The sequence below is a fragment of the Nonomuraea sp. NPDC050691 genome, from assembly GCF_040654455.1.
Lineage (GTDB): Bacteria > Actinomycetota > Actinomycetes > Streptosporangiales > Streptosporangiaceae > Nonomuraea.
Genome location: NZ_JBFAIA010000167.1, coordinates 1 through 18,297, shown reverse-complemented (window position 1 = coordinate 18,297; position 18,297 = coordinate 1). Strand labels below are relative to the sequence as shown.

General features: G+C 75.8%; 15 protein-coding genes. 9 read left to right on the top strand and 6 right to left on the bottom strand.

Annotation, left to right across the window (positions count from 1 at the left end):
• Positions 1–2,514 (top strand): hypothetical protein (locus tag AB0H81_RS36290; protein ID WP_358384183.1); only part of this gene is annotated, 2,514 nt, incomplete at its 5' end.
• Positions 2,515–2,524: 10 nt separating this feature from the next.
• On the opposite strand, the gene AB0H81_RS36285 is transcribed toward AB0H81_RS36290, so the two are convergent.
• On the bottom strand, positions 2,525–3,151 hold the full coding sequence (locus AB0H81_RS36285) for a histidine phosphatase family protein (RefSeq protein WP_358384180.1): 627 nt from the start codon (positions 3,149–3,151) through the stop codon (positions 2,525–2,527).
• 144 nt (positions 3,152–3,295) lie between these two features.
• Here AB0H81_RS36285 and AB0H81_RS36280 point away from each other — a divergent pair, with 144 nt between their 5' ends.
• Entirely contained in the window at positions 3,296–4,240 is a 945-nt protein-coding gene (locus AB0H81_RS36280) for a hypothetical protein (protein ID WP_358384178.1), read from the top strand.
• A gap of 142 nt (positions 4,241–4,382) precedes the next feature.
• On the top strand, positions 4,383–4,715 hold the full coding sequence (locus AB0H81_RS36275) for a putative quinol monooxygenase (protein WP_358384176.1): 333 nt from the start codon (positions 4,383–4,385) through the stop codon (positions 4,713–4,715).
• Positions 4,716–4,780: 65 nt separating this feature from the next.
• Here AB0H81_RS36275 and AB0H81_RS36270 read toward each other — a convergent pair whose 3' ends face one another.
• A complete protein-coding gene (locus AB0H81_RS36270) occupies positions 4,781–5,083 on the bottom strand; it encodes a 4a-hydroxytetrahydrobiopterin dehydratase (RefSeq protein ID WP_358384173.1) in 303 nt (100 codons plus the stop codon).
• Positions 5,084–5,239: 156 nt separating this feature from the next.
• Here AB0H81_RS36270 and AB0H81_RS36265 point away from each other — a divergent pair, with 156 nt between their 5' ends.
• Positions 5,240–6,040, top strand: a complete 801-nt coding sequence (locus AB0H81_RS36265; RefSeq protein ID WP_358384170.1) for an alpha/beta hydrolase — start codon at positions 5,240–5,242, stop codon at positions 6,038–6,040.
• Between the two features lie 54 nt (positions 6,041–6,094).
• Here the strand turns inward: AB0H81_RS36265 and AB0H81_RS36260 are convergent, their stop codons facing one another.
• The gene (locus AB0H81_RS36260) at positions 6,095–7,081 is read right to left on the bottom strand and encodes an endolytic transglycosylase MltG (RefSeq protein WP_358384167.1); all 987 of its coding nucleotides are present in this window, start codon (positions 7,079–7,081) and stop codon (positions 6,095–6,097) included.
• Positions 7,078–7,590: a SigE family RNA polymerase sigma factor gene (locus AB0H81_RS36255; RefSeq protein WP_358384164.1), complete on the bottom strand. Its 513-nt coding sequence runs from the start codon at positions 7,588–7,590 to the stop codon at positions 7,078–7,080. Before AB0H81_RS36255 ends, AB0H81_RS36260 begins: the two co-directional genes overlap by 4 nt.
• A 151-nt stretch (positions 7,591–7,741) precedes the next feature.
• On the opposite strand from AB0H81_RS36255, the gene AB0H81_RS36250 reads away from it, so the two are divergent.
• A complete protein-coding gene (locus tag AB0H81_RS36250; RefSeq protein WP_358384161.1) occupies positions 7,742–8,215 on the top strand; it encodes a hypothetical protein in 474 nt (157 codons plus the stop codon).
• Here the strand turns inward: AB0H81_RS36250 and AB0H81_RS36245 are convergent.
• Positions 8,197–9,126 carry a LysR family transcriptional regulator gene (locus tag AB0H81_RS36245; RefSeq protein WP_358384159.1) on the bottom strand — a complete coding sequence of 310 codons (930 nt, stop codon included), beginning with the start codon at positions 9,124–9,126 and terminating at the stop codon, positions 8,197–8,199. The genes AB0H81_RS36250 and AB0H81_RS36245 overlap by 19 nt on opposite strands.
• A gap of 101 nt (positions 9,127–9,227) precedes the next feature.
• Here AB0H81_RS36245 and AB0H81_RS36240 point away from each other — a divergent pair, with 101 nt between their 5' ends.
• The 3 genes from AB0H81_RS36240 to AB0H81_RS36230 all read left to right on the top strand — a co-directional run bounded on the left by AB0H81_RS36240 (position 9,228) and on the right by AB0H81_RS36230 (position 13,168).
• Positions 9,228–10,385: a diaminopropionate ammonia-lyase gene (locus AB0H81_RS36240; RefSeq protein WP_358384156.1), complete on the top strand. Its 1,158-nt coding sequence runs from the start codon at positions 9,228–9,230 to the stop codon at positions 10,383–10,385.
• Between the two features lie 17 nt (positions 10,386–10,402).
• Positions 10,403–11,566 (top strand): ArgE/DapE family deacylase, encoded by a 1,164-nt coding sequence (locus tag AB0H81_RS36235; RefSeq protein WP_358384153.1) that lies wholly within the window; start codon positions 10,403–10,405, stop codon positions 11,564–11,566.
• Positions 11,567–11,689: 123 nt separating this feature from the next.
• The gene (locus AB0H81_RS36230; protein WP_358384150.1) at positions 11,690–13,168 is read left to right on the top strand and encodes a vanadium-dependent haloperoxidase; all 1,479 of its coding nucleotides are present in this window, start codon (positions 11,690–11,692) and stop codon (positions 13,166–13,168) included.
• An 88-nt stretch (positions 13,169–13,256) separates the two neighbouring features.
• On the opposite strand, the gene AB0H81_RS36225 is transcribed toward AB0H81_RS36230, so the two are convergent.
• On the bottom strand, positions 13,257–16,811 hold the full coding sequence (locus AB0H81_RS36225) for a serine/threonine-protein kinase (RefSeq protein WP_358384147.1): 3,555 nt from the start codon (positions 16,809–16,811) through the stop codon (positions 13,257–13,259).
• A gap of 119 nt (positions 16,812–16,930) precedes the next feature.
• On the opposite strand from AB0H81_RS36225, the gene AB0H81_RS36220 reads away from it, so the two are divergent.
• Positions 16,931–18,297, top strand: a 1,367-nt coding sequence (locus AB0H81_RS36220; RefSeq protein ID WP_358384144.1) for a M28 family peptidase, incomplete at its 3' end; no start/stop codon positions are given.

Genomic DNA, 18,297 nt, shown 5'->3' with positions numbered 1-18,297 from the left:
CGCGTGCGGGCGCTGCTCCGGCTCGGCCGCGCGGCGGAGGCCCGTCGGTCGGCCGAAGCGCTGGCGCGCCACCCCGACCCCGGCCGCCGGCTGGAGCTCGTGGGAGCGTGCGAGAGCGAGCACCGTCTCGACCTGGCGCGGATGTACTGCGAGCGGATCCTGGAGGAGTTCCCCTGGCACGCGGGCGCCCTGGAGCGGTATGTGGACGTCCTGGCGGGTCTGGGCGAACGGAGGGCGGCGCGGGCCGCCGCGAGGCGCGCCGTCCGGCTCCGCCCCGAGGACGGGACCCTGTTCGTCCTCCTGCTCGTCGGCCACCGGCGGCCGGAGGGATGGCTGAGGTGGAGGGCGCTGCGCGTGACCGCCCGGGCGCTGCGAGCCGACCCGGACAGCCCCGGCCTCCGGGCCGCACGTCTCGAGGCGTTGCGCGACGCGGGCCACCTGCGGCGCGCCGAGGCCGCCGCCCGTGCCATGACCGACCGGCATCCGGACGCGTACCTCCACCTGTGCGCCGTCGCCGCCGATCACGCCGACCGGGGTGCCCGCGGCCACGCGCTGCGCATCCTCGACGGGATCCCGTCGCGGCGCGACACCGACCTGCGCCGCGCCGAGATCCTCCTCAAGCTGGATCGGCCCGCCGAGGCGGCCCGGGCGGTGGCGGTCCTGGCCGAGTCCGGCAGGCGTGACCCGGCCACCCTGCGAGCTCTGGGCGAGCTGTTCTACTTCTCGGAGCACGAGGACCACGCGCTGCCGTACCTGGACGAGGCCCTGCGGATCGTGCCGCACTGGCCCGCACCCCACGCCATCAAGATCGACTGCCTGCGGTACCTGTACTGGTACACCGACGCGGAGCGGGCCGCCCGCCACGCCCTGACGCTGCTGCCGGAGGAGATCGACCTGTGGACGCGCCTGGTCAAGGTGTGCGGACGCGGTCAGGAGGCGGCGGTGGTGGAGGAGGCGCTGGCCGCCATTCCCGGGGGACGGCATGGCGAGGCACTGGCCGCGCTGGCGGAGACCCTGGACAGCGTCGGCGAGTACGAGGAGGCCGTCCGCTGCCGGGACCGCGCGATCGCGGTCGAGCCGCGCGACGACCTCATCGAGGCGCAGGCGAAGGCGCTGCGCGACCTGGGCCGGTACGCCGCCGCCCGGCGTCTGCTGCGCACGCACCCGCGGCCCTCGCGCGAGGTGCGCCGGGCCATGCGGGAGCTGAACACCGAGCTGGGCCTGCACGCGATGGCCACGGCCGCATACGACGATCACGAGCCGCTCGACCGTGCCGAACGGTCCCGGCGGCGGCGCAGCCGGTGGCTCAGCGGCGGCCCCAGCGCCACGATCCGCAAGGCCAGACGGAGCCGGGAGTCGGCGCTGCTGTGGCGCTGGGAGAACTGGTGCTACAACCTGGCGCAACTGGACTCGCTCGACGGGGTGACCGAGCGGGAGGCGGACGCGGCGCGGGCCGCGAACGAGGCGTACCTGCTGGACTGGGCCCGGCACGACCAGTTCTTCGGCCTCCTGCGGCCCGTCGCCGCGGTGCTGGGCCCCGCGGCGCTGGCGGGCGCGGCGTGGGCGGCGGCCCGGCTCCGCCCGTGGGAGTTCGGGGTGCCGGCGGCCTGGTGCGTCACGCTGGCGGCCCTGCTCCTGCCGGTCGTCATGCGAGACGCGTCGCCGGTCCACCGGCTGTGGCCGGTCCGCGGCGCGACGTGGCGGCGCTGGACCGTGCTCAACGGCGTCCTCGCCGGAGCCGGGGCGCTCGCGTTGTGGCGGGACGCGCCCGTGCTGGGGCTGGCCGTGCTCTCGCTGGTCGCGGTGCTGGTGGTGCGCGCCGCGTGCGTCCAGGGCGTCCGAATCGCCAGTGACGTCCGCTTCCGGCTGCTGCGCCGCCGGCACGCGCGGGCGAGCCTGCTCAACGACCTGCTGGAGCTGATGCTCTGGGTGGGGAACCGGCAGGCGCAGTACACGGTGTCGGACCGCTCGTTGTGGGCGTACTGGCTGGAACGGGCCGCGAGCGCCCTGGCCGACGACCTGCCCCGGCAGCTCAGGGCCGAGGATCCCGTCATGCAGGAGTGGGTGCGGCGCAACGCCCAGGACGCCGCCTGCGCGTTGCGCCGTCTCAAACGGCAGGCGCTCTCACCTGCTCCGGGCTCGGCCGACCACCTGTCGGCCGAACTGCGGCGCGCGGCGGCGGCCGTCGCGAGCGGGTGTTTCGCCCGGCTACGCCTGGTGCGCGAGCCCGAGCGGCCCCGGCCCGGCTGGCGCACCTACGTGCAGGCCGTCGCGCGGGGCCTCGCCGTCACAGGCCTGCCGATCCTCGCCGTCGTCGCCTCCCGGCCCCTCCTCGGTCTGGGCGAGGACGCCTACCGGACGGCCCTGCTGGTCAGCGGGGGGTGGGCGGCGCTGTACCTGCTGCTCGTCCTGGACCCGGGACTGCGGGAGAAGATCGACACCGCCCGCGGCCTGCTGACCGCCTCAGGGGCGCCCGGCAAACCCGACGATCCGCGCCCCGACCGCCAGCCGTAGCCGGACGCCGTCACACGGTCCGGCTCTCCGGCGGGAAGCCCGTCCAGCGCAGGCCCACGGGCAGGTGCTCCATGTCGTTGAAGCACATGACGGAGGGGGCCCGGCCGGGCGCGTACCGGATGACCGTCAGGGCGGCGTTGGCGTGGTTGACGCCCAGCCAGCGCCACTCCGGGGCGTACAGGGCGGCGCGGACCAGCCAGCCGATCAGGAAGTTGTGCGTGACGACCAGCTCGTGGCGCGGTTCTCCGCCCTCCGCGCAGCCCGTGAACCGCTCCAGCGCCTCCTTCGCCAGCGTGGCGCCGCGCTCGCGCTCGTCCGCGGGGATCTCCCCGAGGAAGCCGAGGAAGTGATCGGCCGCCTCCACCGGCAGTTCCTCTCTGCGCGGGACGTACGGCACGTAGTCCCCGGCGGCCTCCGCGACCCGCACCGGCACGTCCCCCAGCTGCCCGGCGATCAGCTCGGCGGTCAGCGCGGCCCGGGGCAGCGGGCCGTGGTGGACCGCCGCGAGCGGGACGTCCCGAAGCCGCCCGCCCAGCAGGACGGCCTGACGCCTCCCGCTGTCCGTCAGCGTGCTCTCGTCGGGAGATGCCTCGCCGTGACGGGTGAGGTACAGATATCGGGGGGCTTTGTCGTTCATGTCCCGAAATCGTATGTCCTGGCGGTCCTGGCGGAGAGAGGGCAGTGTCGTCCGGGATAGTGACGGCCCGCCCCGTGCGCTGGTCACTCTGGAAGACGTGACCCGGCAACCGGACGCCCGCTGACCATGGGGGACGCTCGCGCGGTGACGGAGCGGCACCTCGGCCTCTTCCGGAACGTCCCGGCCGCGCGCCCCGGCCTCTGCCGCGTCTGCCACTCCGCACCGGCCGAAGATCCGGGACTCCACACCGCCCCGGCGGGATCCCACGCCGTCCCGGAGGGGTTCCGCGCCATCCCGGAGGGGTTCCGCGCCATCCCGGCGGAGCTCGGCGCCGCGCAGGAGGGGGCTCAGGCCGCCCGGGAGGAACGCCGCATCGCGCGAGGAGAGCCGCACGGGCCCGCCCACCTGTGCGCCGGCTGCCTCCGCACCACCGCCGGGCTCCACCGGCACACCCCGCACGTGGTGCCCGTCTCGCTGTGCGCCCGCACGGGCGACGACAGGCGGCTGTACGACCTCGTGACCCGCCGCCGTCCCCTGCCGGGCGAGCCGGACCCGGGCACGCTGCTGGCCGCGACGGTCGCGCGCTTCCACCGCGCCCACCTGCGCTGCCTGACGCGGGCGGCGGGCGGACTGTTCACGCTGGTCACCACGGTCCCCGGGGCGGGCGCCGAGCGCCCCGTCGAGGCGTTCGACCTCCTGCCGCGCGTCGTGCAGTGGGTGGCCGGGCTGCGCGGCCTGCACCGGCCCGTGCTCATGCCGGGCGGCGACCGCGCCGCCGAGACCGCGCTCGCCCGCCACGTACCGGACGAACGGGCCTTCCATGTCCTCGGCCACCTCGGCGGCGAGCGGGTGCTGCTGCTGGACGAGCTGTTCGTCACCGGCGCCCGCGTGCAGAGCGCCGCCGCGGCGCTGTACCGGGCGGGGGCCGAGGCGGTGGTGGCACTGGTCGTGGCCCGCCTGGCGGACCCGTGGGCGGACACACGCCTCGCGGACGCGTGGGCCCGGCCGTACGACTTCGGCCGCTGCTGCCTCTGCGACCCGGCGGCGCGCCTGCCCCCGGACACCGGGCGGCGGGTCCGGCCCGTCTGACGGCGCGGCTTTCGGGGGCGGCTTTCGAACGACAGACGTCTGACGGCCCGGCTCCCGGGCGGCGTACCCCGGGCGGTGGGCGGGGCTGGGTTAGTCTCGTGGAGTCCACCAGTGCCGAAGCGCCCGAGCCCAGAGGACACCCATGATCTTCATCACCGCGAAGTTCCGCGTCCTGCCGGAGCACGCCGACCGCTGGCCCGAGATCACCGCGGAGTTCACGCGGGCCACGCGCGCCGAGCCCGGGTGCCTGTGGTTCGACTGGTCGCGCAGCCTCGACGATCCGCACGAGTACGTCCTGGTCGAGGCGTTCCGCGACAACGAGGCGGGCGCCGCCCACGTGACGTCGGAGCACTTCCGCACGGCGCAGAGCACCCTGCCGCCGCACCTGGCGGAGACACCGCGCATCGTGAACGCCGACGTCCCGCGGCAGGACTGGTCCGAGCTGGGCGAGATGGCGGTCCCCCAGCGCTCCTGACGACGCGCCCGGGGCCGTCCCTCAGCCGCGGGTCGCGGTCGCGGGTCGTCGGCCGCCGCGGTGACTCAGCCGCGGTCGCGGGCCGCTCCGCTGAGCACCCGGTCGATCCGGGCGGCCAGCTCCACGTCCTTCTCCGTCACCCCGCCCGCGCTGTGCGTCCGCAGCCTGAACCGGACGCCGTCGCCGGTGCGCTCGATGTCGGGATGATGGTCGAGGTCGTTGGCCTCGTTCATCACCGCCTCGCTCAGCCAGCCGTAGTTGTCGGGCGTTATCGGCACGTCCTTGACCAGCTCGTCGTCCTCACGCCGCCATCCTTCGAGCGCCACGAGCGCGGTGTCGATCTCCTCGACGCTCAACCGCTCCACCATGATGTCCCCTTAAACACTGGTCGTCCTATGGCTGGCTTACCACCGGAGCACCGCCTCACACTCCCGGAACCGGCAGCCCCCGCCACCGATGAGTTCCGCCCGCCCCGCGAGTCATACCTCCGCACCGTTCGAACGAGCTCGGAAGGACCATCGACCATGGCCTCCACCCACACCCTGCGCGTCCCCGGCGCGCGCCTCCACTACGAGGTGCGGGGCAGCGGCCCGCTGCTCCTGCTGTTCGGCTCCCCGATGGGCGCCGCCCCGTTCACGCCGCTGGCCGAGGCGCTCGCGAGCGAGTACACGGTCGTCACGCACGACCCGCGCGGCATCTCCCGCAGCGTCCTCGACGACCCGGAGCAGGACTCCACCCCCGACCTGCGGGCCGACGACGTCGCCGCCCTCCTCGACCACCTCGGCGCCGACACGGCCGACATGTTCGGCAGCAGCGGCGGCGCGGTGACGGGCCTCGCCGTGGCCACCCGCCACCCCGGGCGGGTGCGGACCGTCGTGGCGCACGAGCCGCCCGTGCTGGAGCTGCTGCCGGACGCCGCCGACCGGCGTGCCGTGACGGACGACATCATCGAGACCTTCCACCGGGAGGGGCACGGCCCGGCGTGGGTGAAGTTCATGACCGCGGCGGGGTTCGACCTCGAGGCCGCGGGCCCGCCGCAGGGCGAGTTCTCCGAGCAGGACCTCGCCGACAGCGCGCGCTTCTTCGCCCACGAGCTGCGCGGCACCACCCGGTACGTGCCCGACGTCGCCGCCTTGAAGGCCTGCCCGGGCCGCGTGGTCGTCGGCATCGGCGTCGAGTCGGGCGGCCTGGTCACGTACCGGACCTCGACGGCGCTGGCGGACCTGCTCGGCACGCCGCCGGTGGAGTTCCCCGGCGAGCACGGCGGGTTCGCCTCCCACGTCGGGCCGTTCGCCGAGACCCTGAGGAAGACCCTGGCGGGCTGACCGGACCGCGGCCCGCCCCAGGTGGCGGAGGACCGCCTGAGGTCAGGGCGCGGCTCACGACCCCGCCCGGGTCCTCCCCTCCCTCTCTGTGAGCAGTCGTTCGAGCTCCGCGCGCGAGCCCGCGAACTTGGTCGCCCCGGTCTTCGGGTCCACCTCCACGTAGTACAGCCAGGACCCGGTGGCCGGACGCAGGGCCGCCTCGATCGCGTCCCGGCCCGGGTTGGTGATGGGGCCGGGAGGCAGGCCCTTGTAGCGGTAGGTGTTGTACCGCGACCGGCTCTTCAGGTCCTCTCTGCTGGCCGCGACGGAGTACTTGCCGAGGGCGTACATGAGCGGGCTGTCCATGTTCAGGGCCATCGGCGGCTTGTGGCCCAGACGGTTGTAGATCGTCCGGGCGACCTTGGGCATGTCCTGCCGGCTGGACGACTCGGCCTGGACGATGCTCGCGATGATCATGATGTCCCGCGGGCTCCGGCCGAGCCGGCGGGCGCCCTCCACCAGCCCGAGCTGGTCGGCGGTGCCCCGGTGCAGGTTCACCATGCCGGCGAGGACCAGCTCGGGCCTCGGGCCCGGCGCCACCTGGTAGACGCCGGGAAAGGCGAACCCCTCCAGGGAGCCGTTCGCGTAGTCGGGCAGGCCCAGCTCCGAGACGTTCCTGGCCGCGCGCTCCCACTCCTCCAGCGGCCTGCCGCTGGCCTTCGCGAACTTCCGCAGCACGTCGGCGAGCCGGAGCCCCTCCTTCACGATCACGCCGACGTCGGCCCGTCCGGGCTCGGTGCTCGCGGTGGCCTCGCCCGTGGCACGCGTCATGGGCCCGGTGGAGACCGCCGGTTCCAGCCGCTCGCCGGACATCCCCCGCACAGCCGCCCCCGTTCCCGCTGCCAGCACCGCGACGGCCGCCGCGGCGGCCAGCGCCATCCCGCGCCGCCTGGCGCCACGCGGCCTCGGTGCCACCGCCCGCAGGAAGCGCTCCGGCGCAGGCGGCGGCTCCTCGTGCGCCATGTCGGCCAGGGTGTCGCGCAGCACGTCCTCGATGTTCATCCCAACTCCCTCACGGCGCTCAGCTCGGGCGCGGCCTGCTTGAGGCGCTCCAGCGAGCGGTAGATCTGGCTGCGTACCGACCCGACCCGCACGCCGAGCAGCCGCGCGATCTCGGTCTCGGAGAGGTCCTCGAAGTAGCGGAGCACGAGCATGGTCCGCTGGCGGGGCGTGAGCCGGGCCAGCGCCGCACGCATCACCAGCCGCAGGTCGGCGGCGTCGGCGTGCTCGCCGCCGGCCTGCTCGGGCAGCCACTCGGCGGCCACCTCGGTGACGCGGGACCGGCGCCGCCACCAGCTCACCTGCTCGTGGTACATGGCCCGCCGGACGTACCCCTCGACGGCGCCGGTGTCGCGCAGTTCCGTCCACCGCGCGGCGGTCTTGGCCAGCGCCGACTGCACCAGGTCCTCGGCGGCGTGCCGGTCGCCGGTCAGCAGGTACGCGGTGCGGAACAACGCCGCTGACCGGGCGACGACGAACTCCCGGAACTCCGTCTCGAATCCTGGATCCACCCGTCCTCCTCGCTCTGTCACCAGGCAAGGACGCGGCCGGGGCCCCGATCTATGCCTGCGCCGGACGGCGAGCGACGAGCTGCCGCCCGGCCACCCTGGCACACCGCCGCGGGCCGGGCCGGGGGCGCGCTGCTTCTGGGACGCTTTGCGGATGCGCATTGTCTTGCTCGGCCCGGTCGAGGGCCAATCCAGGCTGGCGGCCGAGCGGCGGCGCAGCGGCGACCTGGACGGCGCGCTGCGCGACATCGAGGCGGCGCGGCAGCAGGCGGCCGAGCGGGGCCTGCGGCGCATGGAGGCCGAGATGCGGCTCTGCCTCGCCGGCGTCCACCGCGCCTCGGGCGACCTCGGACGGGCTGAGGAGGCGCTGGACCGGCTGGAGGCCGTCGCCCACCGGCTGCCCTATCCGCCGGAGGTGTCCCGTGGGGTGACCGCGGGCAACCGGATGGCGAACCGGCTCGCGGAGGGCGCGGCCGGGGCGGCCCGCGAGCTGCTGCCCGCCGCCGTGCGGGGCCACCTCGCTCTCGGCAACGCGGACGGCCTGGCCTGGGGCGTGGAGCTGGAGGCCAGGCTGCTGACGCATGGACAGGCCGGGCATGGACAGGCCGGTCAGCCGGGTGGGGCGTAGCCGGATGCGGTGAGCGTCGCCGCCGCCTGCCGCAGAGCCCGGCGGCAGGCGCGGACGGCGGGGTGGCCGCTGCCGCCGCGGCGCACCACGGTGAAGATCCGCCGCGCGTTCTGCCCCCGGGGCAGCCGGCGCAGGGCGACGGTCGGATCCTGCCCGTTCCACACGAGGTCGGGCAGCAGCGCGACGGCGTGGCCCCGCTCCACCAGGCGGAGATGGATCAGGAGGTCGGCGGTCTCGAACCGCACGTCGGGCTCGAACCCCGCGGCGCGGCACAGGGTCATGGCCCAGTGCCGGGCGGCGGTGCCCGCCGGCTCCAGGACCCAGGGCCGCCCGGCCTGCGCCCGCAACGCGGCCGTGGGCGCCGCGGGGGCCTCCGCCCCGTCGGGCACGGCGAGGCGCACGGGGTCGTCGAGCAGGTCCTCCTCCTCCACGCCGGCGGGGCGGGGGTTCGGGTTGCCCGGGTACTCCTCGGCGACGACGAGGTCGAAGTCCCTGGTCTGAAGCCCCGGCAGGGCCGTCTCCGGCTCCATCTGCGTGACGCTGACGCGCAGGGCCGGATGCGCCTCCCGCAGCACGCTCAGCGCGGGCGGCACCAGGGCGAGCGCGGCGGTCTGGAACGCGGCGACGCGCACGGTGCCGGTGAGCTCGGTGAGGGAGGCGGCGATGTCCGCCTCCGCGCGCTCCAGGCGTTCCAGCACGGCCTCGGTGTGGGCGACGAGGATCTCGGCCTGGGCGGTGAGCCGTACGCCGCGTCCCACCGGCTCCAGCAGCCGTACGCCGGCCTCCTTCTCCAGCTGGGAGAGCTGCTGCGAGACGGTGGAGGGGCTGTAGGACAGGGCGGCGGCCACGGCCGCGAGGGTGCCGCGGTGCTTGAGCTCGCGCAGCAGGCGCAGCCGGTGCAGGTCGAACATCGGCGTACCGTCCCGTCGAGGGCAATCATCGGTTTCGCCGACGAATATACGTCGGAAACATGCGCTGGACCGAGGGGTGGCGGGGAGCGCACCCTGGTCGGGTGTCACAGAGCTCATCGACGTCCACGCCCACGTGGTTCGCCCGGACGGGCGCCCGGGCCTGGAGGTGCGCGCCCGCTCCCGCCGAGGTGCGTGACTTCCACGCCTCGCTGCCCGGTTACGCCCCCACTCCCCTGGCCGAGCTTCCCGCCCTCGCGGCCGAACTGGGCGTCGGGCGGGTCTTCGTCAAGGACGAGTCGTCCCGGCTGGGGCTGCCCGCGTTCAAGGCGCTCGGCGCGTCATGGGCGGTCCACCGCGCCCTCGCCGAGCGGGCGGCGGCGGGCGCGGAAGCCGTCGCCGGGGGTACGGACTCCCCGCCCTTCACCGAGCGGACCACGGCGGGCGGCGACGTCCCGGACGTCACCCTCGTGACCGCCACCGACGGCAACCACGGCCGCGCCGTCGCCCGCACGGCCCGGCTGCTGGGCCTGCGGGCCCACGTCCTCGTCCCGCGGGGCGTGCACCCTCGGGCCGTGGCCGCCATCGCCGCGGAGGGGGCCGAGGTCACCGAGGTCGCCGGATCGTACGACGACGCGGTGCGCCTGGCGGCCGAGACCGCCGCGGCCCCGGACGCGCTCCTCGTCCAGGACACCGCCTGGCCCGGCTACGAGCGGATCCCGGGCTGGATCGTCGAGGGCTACTCCACCCTCCTCGCCGAGACCGACACGCAGCTCGCCGCCGCCGGTGTGACGTCGCCCGGCCTGGTGGCCGTGCCTGTGGGCGTGGGCTCGCTCGCCCAGGCCGTCGTCACGCACTACCGCAGCCGTACGGCCGGACGCCCCCCGTCGCTGCTGGCCGTGGAGCCCGACGCCGCGGCCTGCGTCCTCGCCGGCCTCGTGCGCGGGGAACCGGTCGCCGTCGCCACCGGCGAGACCATCATGGCCGGGCTGAACTGCGGCACGCCGTCGAGCGTCGCCTGGCCGTACCTGATGGGCGGCCTGGACGCGGCCGTCGCCGTCACGGACGCCGACGCCGCCCGAGCCGCGCGCGACCTCGCCGCGCTCGGCGTCTCCTCCGGCCCCTGCGGCGCAGCCTCGCTCGCGGGCGTCCGGGCCGCGCTGACCGGCGACGCGCGCCGCGCGGCCCTGGGCCTCGCGCCCGACGCGGTGCTCGTGCTGCTCAGCACCGAGGGCCCCGCCGCCAATCCCCATCTCCCATGACCGGCGGAAGGTCTCCCATGCGCGCCGAGACACCCGAGCCGCTCGACGACCCCGTCGCCCTGCTGGCCCGGCTCGTCGCCCTCGACTCCGTGAACCCCGACCTCGTGCCCGGCGGCGCCGGCGAGACGGGTATCGCCGGCTTCTGCGGCGGCTGGCTGGCCGCGCGCGGCTTCGAGGTGCACCGCCTGGAACGGCGCCCCGGCCGCCCCTCCCTGGTCGCGATCGCCCGCGGCGCCGGCGGCGGCCGGTCGCTCATGCTGAACGGCCACGTCGACACCGTCGGCATGGCCGGCTACGACGGCGACCCGCTCGCCCCGCGGATCCTCGGCGGCCGGATGTACGGCCGGGGCACCTTCGACATGAAGGGCGGCGTCGCGGCCATGATGGTCGCCGCCGCCCGTGCCGCCGCACCGGGGTCGCTGCGCGGCGACGTCATCGTGGCCTGTGTCGCCGACGAGGAGCACGGCAGCCTCGGCACCGAGGAGGTGCTGGAGTCCTTCACCGCGGACGCCGCGATCGTCACCGAGCCGAGCCACCTGGAGGTGACCCTCGCGCACAAGGGGTTCGCCTGGTTCGAGGTGGAGGTCCAGGGACGGGCCGCGCACGGCTCGCGTCCCGACCTCGGGGTCGACGCCATCGCCAAGGCGGGGCACTTCCTCGTCGCGCTGGAGGAGCTGGGACGGCGGCTCGCCGAGGGCCCGGCGCACCCGCTGCTCGGCACCGGCACCGTGCACGCCTCCGTCATCCGCGGCGGGGAGGAGCCCTCCACCTATCCCGCGACCTGCCGCGTCACCCTGGAGCGTCGCACCGTCCCGGGCGAGAGCGCCGACGGCGTCGAGCGGGAGCTGACCGCCGTGCTCGGCCGCCTCGCCGCGGAGGTGCCGGGGTTCCGGTACCGCCTGACCCGGGGTCTGCACAGGGAGCCGTTCGAGGCCGATCCCGAGGCGGCCGTCGTGCGCGTTCTGACGCGGAACGCGGAGAAGGTCCTCGGGCGCCGGCCCGTGGTGCGCGCCGAGCCGTTCTGGACGGACTGCGCCCTCCTGGACCGGGCGGGCATCCCGTGCCTGCTGTTCGGCGTGAACGGCGAGGGCGCCCACGCGGCCACGGAGTGGGTGGATCTGGCGTCGCTGGACCGCCTCACCCGCATCCTCACCGACACGGTCACGGAGTTCTGCTCATGATCGCGCGGCGGCGGCACCTGGACACACAACACCCACCTTCGGGTTAGCTCGAATACGCGTTCGAGCGTGGCATGATCGCCAGGCCAGATGCACGGGGGGCCCGCTACGCGAGGAGATCTGACCATGCCCGACCGGACGTCCTTACGCGCGCTCGCGCTCACCTTGGCGGCCACCGCCACGCTCCTGCTGCCCGCTCTGCCCGCCCACAGCTCTCCGGCGTCCGCGGGGGCGCACACCGGGGCTCACGCGGGGACTCAGACGGCGGCAGGGCGCAACGTCGTGGTGCGGTGGAACGAGACGCTGCTGGCCGCCGTGCGCTCCGGCACGCTCGGCCCGCCGCACGTGGCCAGGGCCCTGGCCGTCGTCCACACCTGCGCGTACGACGCGTGGGCCGCCTATGACCCGGTCGCCGTCGGCACCCGGCTGGGCGGCTCGCTGCGGCGGCCCGAGGCGGAGCGCACCGAGGCCAACCGCGCCGAGGCCGTCAGCTACGCCGCCCACCAGGCCGCCGCCGACCTCTACCCGGCGGGGCGGCCCGCCTTCGACGCCCTGATGACCGAGCTGGGCTACGACCCGGCCGACACCTCCGGTCAGCCGGCCCGCACCGGCCTGGCCGCCTGCGGGGCGGTGCTCGGCCACCGGCACGCCGACGGCGCCAACCAACTCGGCGGCTACGCCGACACCACCGGCTACGCCCCGGTCAACGCCCCGATGGTCGTCGCCGATCCCCTGACCACGGTCAACGACCCGGGCCGCTGGCAGCCGCTCACGTACCGCAACAAGGCCGGGGCGCTGGTGACGCCGCCGTTCCTGGCGCCCCACTGGGGCGGGGTGGCCTCCTTCAGCGGCCGGGCCCGCGACCTCGCCGACGGCGTGCCCGCGCCCGCGGCGAACGGCACGGCCGCCTTCCGCGGGCAGGCCGCCGAGATCGTGGCGGGCACGGCGGCGCTGACCGACCGCCAGAAGGCGATCGCCGAGTACTGGGCCGACGGCCCGAACAGCGAGACCCCGCCCGGCCACTGGTGCCTGTTCGCCCAGCAGGTGTCGGCGCGCGACGGGCACGGCCTGGACGAGGACGTGAAGATGTTCTTCGCCCTGGCCAACTCGGTGATGGACGCCGGGATCGCCGCCTGGGAGGTCAAGCGCGACCACGACTCCGCCCGCCCGATCACCGCGGTCCGCCACCTGTACCAGGGCCGGCGGATCCCCACCTGGGGCGGCCGGGTGATCGACGGCGCCACGTGGGTGCCCTACCAGGTCGCGACGTTCCCGACGCCGCCGTTCGCGGAGTACGTCTCGGGGCACAGCACGTTCAGCGCGGCGGCGGCCGAGGTGCTGCGGAGCTTCACGGGCGGCGACGCGTTCGGCGGCCAGGCGGTGATCGCGAAGGGCTCGTCGCAGGTGGAGCCGGGCGTCACCCCCTCCGCCGACGTGACGCTGCGCTGGCCGACCTTCTCCGAGGCGGCCGACCAGGCCGGGCTGTCGCGACGGTACGGCGGCATCCACTTCCGCGCCGGCGACCTGCAGGGCCGCTCCCTCGGCCGGGCGGTCGGCGCCGCGGCCTGGCAGCGCGCCCAGGCGTACTGGTCCGGCCGCGGCTGACGACGCGCCCGGACCGACTCCCCGGCCCGCGCCGGCCGGGGAGCCGCGGGGTGGGATCAGCACCCCGGCCGGGGAGCCGCAGGTGGGATCAGCACCCCGGCCGGTACGCCCGGCCGGGGAGGTGGCGCGCCCACTCCGCCGCGGTGAGGGTCCGCCCGGCCCGGGCGCACACCGTCTCGATCAGCGGCCCGACCGCCACGGGCAGCCGGGTCAGCACCGCCTTCCTGCCGATCACCGACACCTCCGCCGCGCCCTCCGCCGCGCGGCCGGTGAAGACGACCGACCGCGCGCTGTCCGTCAGCCGCACCACGGGTCCCACCCGCTGCCCCCGCCGCACGTCCCAGACGGTCAGCGTCGTCTCCTGCGACGCGAACGCGAACAGCCGGCCGTCGGCGGAGAACGCGGCCGTCCACGGCGCCGCACCCACCCGCAGCCAGTCGCCCACCTGGGCTCCCGTGCGCGTGTCCCAGACGCCGACCTTGCCGGCGAAGTCCGCGGCGACCAGCCCCATGTCCGCGCTGAACCAGACGTCCTCCGTCGCGCCGGGGAACGGCAACCGCGGCCCGTAGGGCTGCCCGCTCTCCAGGTCGACCAGGCGCAGCCGGTCCGCGTCGAGGCCGACGAGCCGGCCCTCCGCGTTCACCGTCCACCCGGACAGGCGCGGCCTGGACACCTGCTTGACCCGCCGCCCGCCGGGCAGCGCCCAGAGGGTGAACGTCTTCTCCTCGGCCGTCCACAGCCCGGCCGGGCCGGGAAGCGCGCCGTGGGTGAGTCCGGCGAGCGGCACCCTGGCCAGCTCGCCGCCCGTGGCGGTGTCCCAGACGACGACGTCGTCGCTGCGCCGCAGCGCCAGCCGGCCGCCATCACGGCTGAAGGTGAGCTCGCTGTCGTACGGGTCCGACGGTCCGGCCGCCAGCGCCCTGCCGGCCGACCGCACCTGGGAGGGGTCCCACGTGCGGGGATCGGCCAGCCGCACCTCGGACGCGTCCAGCGCGTGGGTGGCGAGCAACCGGCCGGTCGGGTCGAGCTTCACCTCGTCCACGCGCTCCGGCGAGACCGTGTACGGCGGGAGCGTGACGACCGTGTCCTCGCTCAGGTACCGCAGGCCGTCCGGCCCGAACCCGGCCGCGGACGCCAGGTCGGGGAGCGGGCGCTCGTACACCAGCGGATCATCGGCGTCCACGTCGTGGAGCCGCAGCGTCGCGCCCAGCCCCGCGAGCAGCCGGCCGTCCCGGTCGAACACCGGCGCCGCCATGCGCTCCCAGTCGGCGATCGAGGCGATCTCCTTGCGGGTGCGGGCGTCGAAGACGATGAGCCCCGTGTCGCCGGCGATGGCCAGCCGCCGCCCGTCGCCGCTGAAGGCCGCCCGGGAGGCGCAGTTCGAACAGACGCCGGGGAAGCCCGGCAGGGCCTTGCCGGAGGGCAGCGCCCACCGGTTCCCTCCCGCCACGGCGTAGTCACCGCCGCGATGGACGGCCACCTTGTCGAGGGTGGGCAGCGTGGTGGTCCGGCCGGTACGCGGGTTACGGATGATCTTGCCCTGCCCGACGTCGATGACGAGGAGGCCGCCGCTGAAGGAGACCTCCAGGTCGAATTCCTCGCTGGCGGGCACGCGCGGGCCCACCCGCGTGCCGGTGGCGAGGTCCCACAGCGCCACGCCCTTGGTGTCGGCCACGGCCAGCAGCCGGCCGTCCTCGCTGACCGCGACCTGCCGCAACCGCGCGGCGGGCCTGCCCGGGGCGGTGAGGCCGCCGGTGAAGCCGCCCGTGCGGCGGCCGGTCGCCACGTCCCACATCCGCACCTCGCCGGGGCTGACGCTGACCAGCGTGCGGCCGTCGGCGCTGAGCGCTCGGGCCACGTCCGGGCCCGTCGCGGGATCGTGGAAGGCGCCGGCGGCCGGGGCGGCGACCGAGGCGAGCAGGCTCGACCGCGCCTCGGCCGTGGGCGAGAGCCGCCCGGCCGCCGCGCTGAGCAGCATGGCGAGCACGGGGTCGCGGCCGCGCACCGACTCGGCGACGCCCGCCAGCCTGGCGGACTCGGACGTGTCGCGCTGCCGGGCGAGCGTCTCCCCCTGCTCGGCCAGGGTCACGCTCTGCCGTACCGCGAGAGCGCCCGCGACCAGCGACACCACCAGCAGGACGCCGAGGCCGGCGGCCAGCGCCCTGGTGCGCCGGGAGCGGCGCCTGGTGAGCGCGGCGCCGGCCTCCAGGAAGTCCCGCTCGGCGGGGGTGAGGGTGATGTTGCGGCGTTCGGCGGCGGCCCAGCGCAGCGCGTCGTCGAGGGAGCTGCCGTGCAGGAGGTCGGCGTCCTTGCGCCCGCGCTCCTGCCAGCGCTCGGCGGCCGTCAGGATCTGCCGGTGGATGGGCAGCCCGTCCCGGTTGGCCGCGATCCAGGCCCGCAGCCGGGGCCAGGCCAGCGGCAGGGCGGGCCGCAGCAGCCGGAGCCTCTCACCGCCGTCCACGGCCGACACGAGGTAGGCGAACGCGGCCAGCACACGGCCGGCGTCCGGGGGCAGCTCTGACCTGCGCGCCTCGCGCGGCATGAGGGTGCCGTCCTCGGTGAGCGTGACCAGGCGCAGGAAGACGTCCGGCACCAGTTCCCTGTCGGCGGGCGAGAGGGAGGCGTAGGCGTCCTCGGCGATGACGCCGAGCGCCGGGTCGTCGCCGGCCACGCCGATCCGCTCGCCGTCCCTCGCGCCGCGCGCCAGCAGCCGCGCCGTGTCCACCACCCCGTCCCCCTCGGCGAGCCCGCCCGCCCGTGCCCCCCCGGTGGCGTGCAACCCGTCCGCCCGTCCGACGAGCCCGCCGGTGGCGAGCAGCCCGTCCGCCGGTCCGACGAGCCCGTCCGCGGTGAGGAGGCCCAGCAGCAGCTCGCGCGAGCGCGGGCGGAGCGCGGCGTCCTTGGCCAGCGCCGCGCGGACCAGGCCGCGCACGGAGACCGGCAGCACGGCGAGGTCGGGCTCGTGCGAGAGCACGCGGTGCATGACCGCGCCCAGCGACTCGCCCGGGAACGGGTCCCTCCCGGTGGCGGCGAACAGCACCACGGCGCCCCACGCGAACACGTCGGCCGCCGGCCCCGCCCGCTCCCCCGAGAACACCTCGGGCGCCATGTAGCCGGGCGTTCCCGTCACCACCCCGGTCGTGGTGAGCGACATCTCCTGTGTCCTGGCCACACCGAAGTCGATCACCCGGGGGCCGTCGGGCCCGAGCAGCACGTTGTCGGGTTTGAGATCGCGGTGGACGACGCCCGCGTCGTGGACGGCGGTCAGCGCGGTGGCGATCGCCGTGGCCAGCCGGTGCAGGTCGTCCCCGGCGAAGCGCCGTCCGCCCGTCACGGCCGCCCGCAGGCTCGGGCCCTCGACGTACTCGCTGACGATGTACGGCCTGGGCCCGTCGAGATCGGCGCCGAGGACCCGGGCGGTGCAGAACGACGCCACCCGCTGCGCCGCGACGACCTCCTTTGCCATCCGCCCCCGCGACTCGGCCGGATCGGCCGGGTCGCCCCGCAGCACCTTGACCGCCACGCGCGTGCCGGCCTGGTCGTACGCCTCGTACACGACGCCCTGGCCGCCCGCGCCCAGCCGCCCGGCCAGCCAGTACCCGCCCAGCCGCTGCGGGTCCCCGTCGATCAGTGCGTTCCTCACGCTGGGTTGGACTGCCGCGGTGACCGGATGGTTGCCGGGCGCACTGAGGAAAACCGCAGGCCGATTCGGGCATACGCCTCATTACGGCCCCCAGGGGCGCGGAAATAGCGTTCCTCGCCATGACCGGAACCTTGATCGAGGCGCCGCGCCGGGCCCTGGCCGGGCTGTCGGCCCTGCTCGTCCTCGCCGTGCTGATCATGCTGACCGCGATGGCGGACAGCACCATGCAGCCCCTGCCCGCCTCGGCGCCGAGCGGGGAGTTCAGCGCCGGGCGGGCCCTGCGGCACCTCGAACGCTTCGCCACCGAGCCGCGCCCGATCGGCAGCGCGGCCGGCGAGCGGGCCAGGGACTACCTGGCCGGGCAGTTGCGGGCGGCCGGACTTGAGGTCATGACGCAGCGGGCGATCGGCGCCAACGCCGCGACCGGGCTGGCCTCGTTCGGGCAGGTCCGCAACGTGGTGGCCGTCCGGCGCGGCACCGATTCGACCGGGACGGTGCTGATCGCGGCGCACTACGACTCGGCCGCCATGGGCCCCGGCGTCTCGGACGACGCCGCCGCCGTCGCCGCGATGCTGGAGACCGTGCGGGCGCTCGGCGCCACCGCGCTCCGCAACGACCTCGTGCTGCTGATGAGCGACGGAGAGGAGGACGGCGTGCTCGGCGCGGAGGCGTTCGCCCGGGAGCACCCGGTGGGCCGCGAGGGCGGCGTGCTGCTGAACTTCGAGGCACGCGGCGTGGCCGGGCCCTCCATGATGTTCGAGACCTCCGCGGGCGACGCCGAGCTGGTGCGCGCGTTCGCGCATGCCGTGCCGCACCCGCGCGGCAACTCCTCCCTGATGGCGATCTACCGCCTGCTGCCGAACAACACCGACTTCGCGCCGCTGACCGCGGCCGGGTTCACCGGCATGAACTTCGCCTACCTCGAGCGCTCCTCGCGCTACCACACCGCCCAGGACTCCCTGGACCAGCTCGACCGGGGCAGCCTCCAGCACCACGGCTCCACGATGCTGGCCCTGGCCCGCACCCTCGGGAACACGGACCTCGCGACGCTGAGGTCGGACCATGACGCCACGTACTTCCGGGTCCTCGGCGTCATGGTGCGCTATCCGCAGGGCCTCGTGTGGCCGCTCGCGCTGCTGGCCGTGGCCGCGGTCGCGGGACTCGCGGTGGTGGCGCGCCGCAGGAGGCTGCTCAGCCTGCCGCGCCTGGCCGCGGGCGCGGTGTCCGGGATCGCGCCGCTGGCGCTGGCCGTGGTGCTGGCCCAGGGGCAGTGGCAGGTGATGGCCGGGACGCGGCCCGTGTACGACGTGATGGGCGGGCTGCTGCACCGGCCCGGGCCGTTCCAGGGGGCCGTCGCGCTGCTGTCCGTGGCGTCGGTGCTGGCCTGGTACGTGGCGCTGCGGCGCGCGGTGGGGCCCGCCGCGCTGGCGGTCGGCGCGCTGGCCTGGCCGAGGAACGGCCCCTGTCGTTCACCACCAGGCCCGGC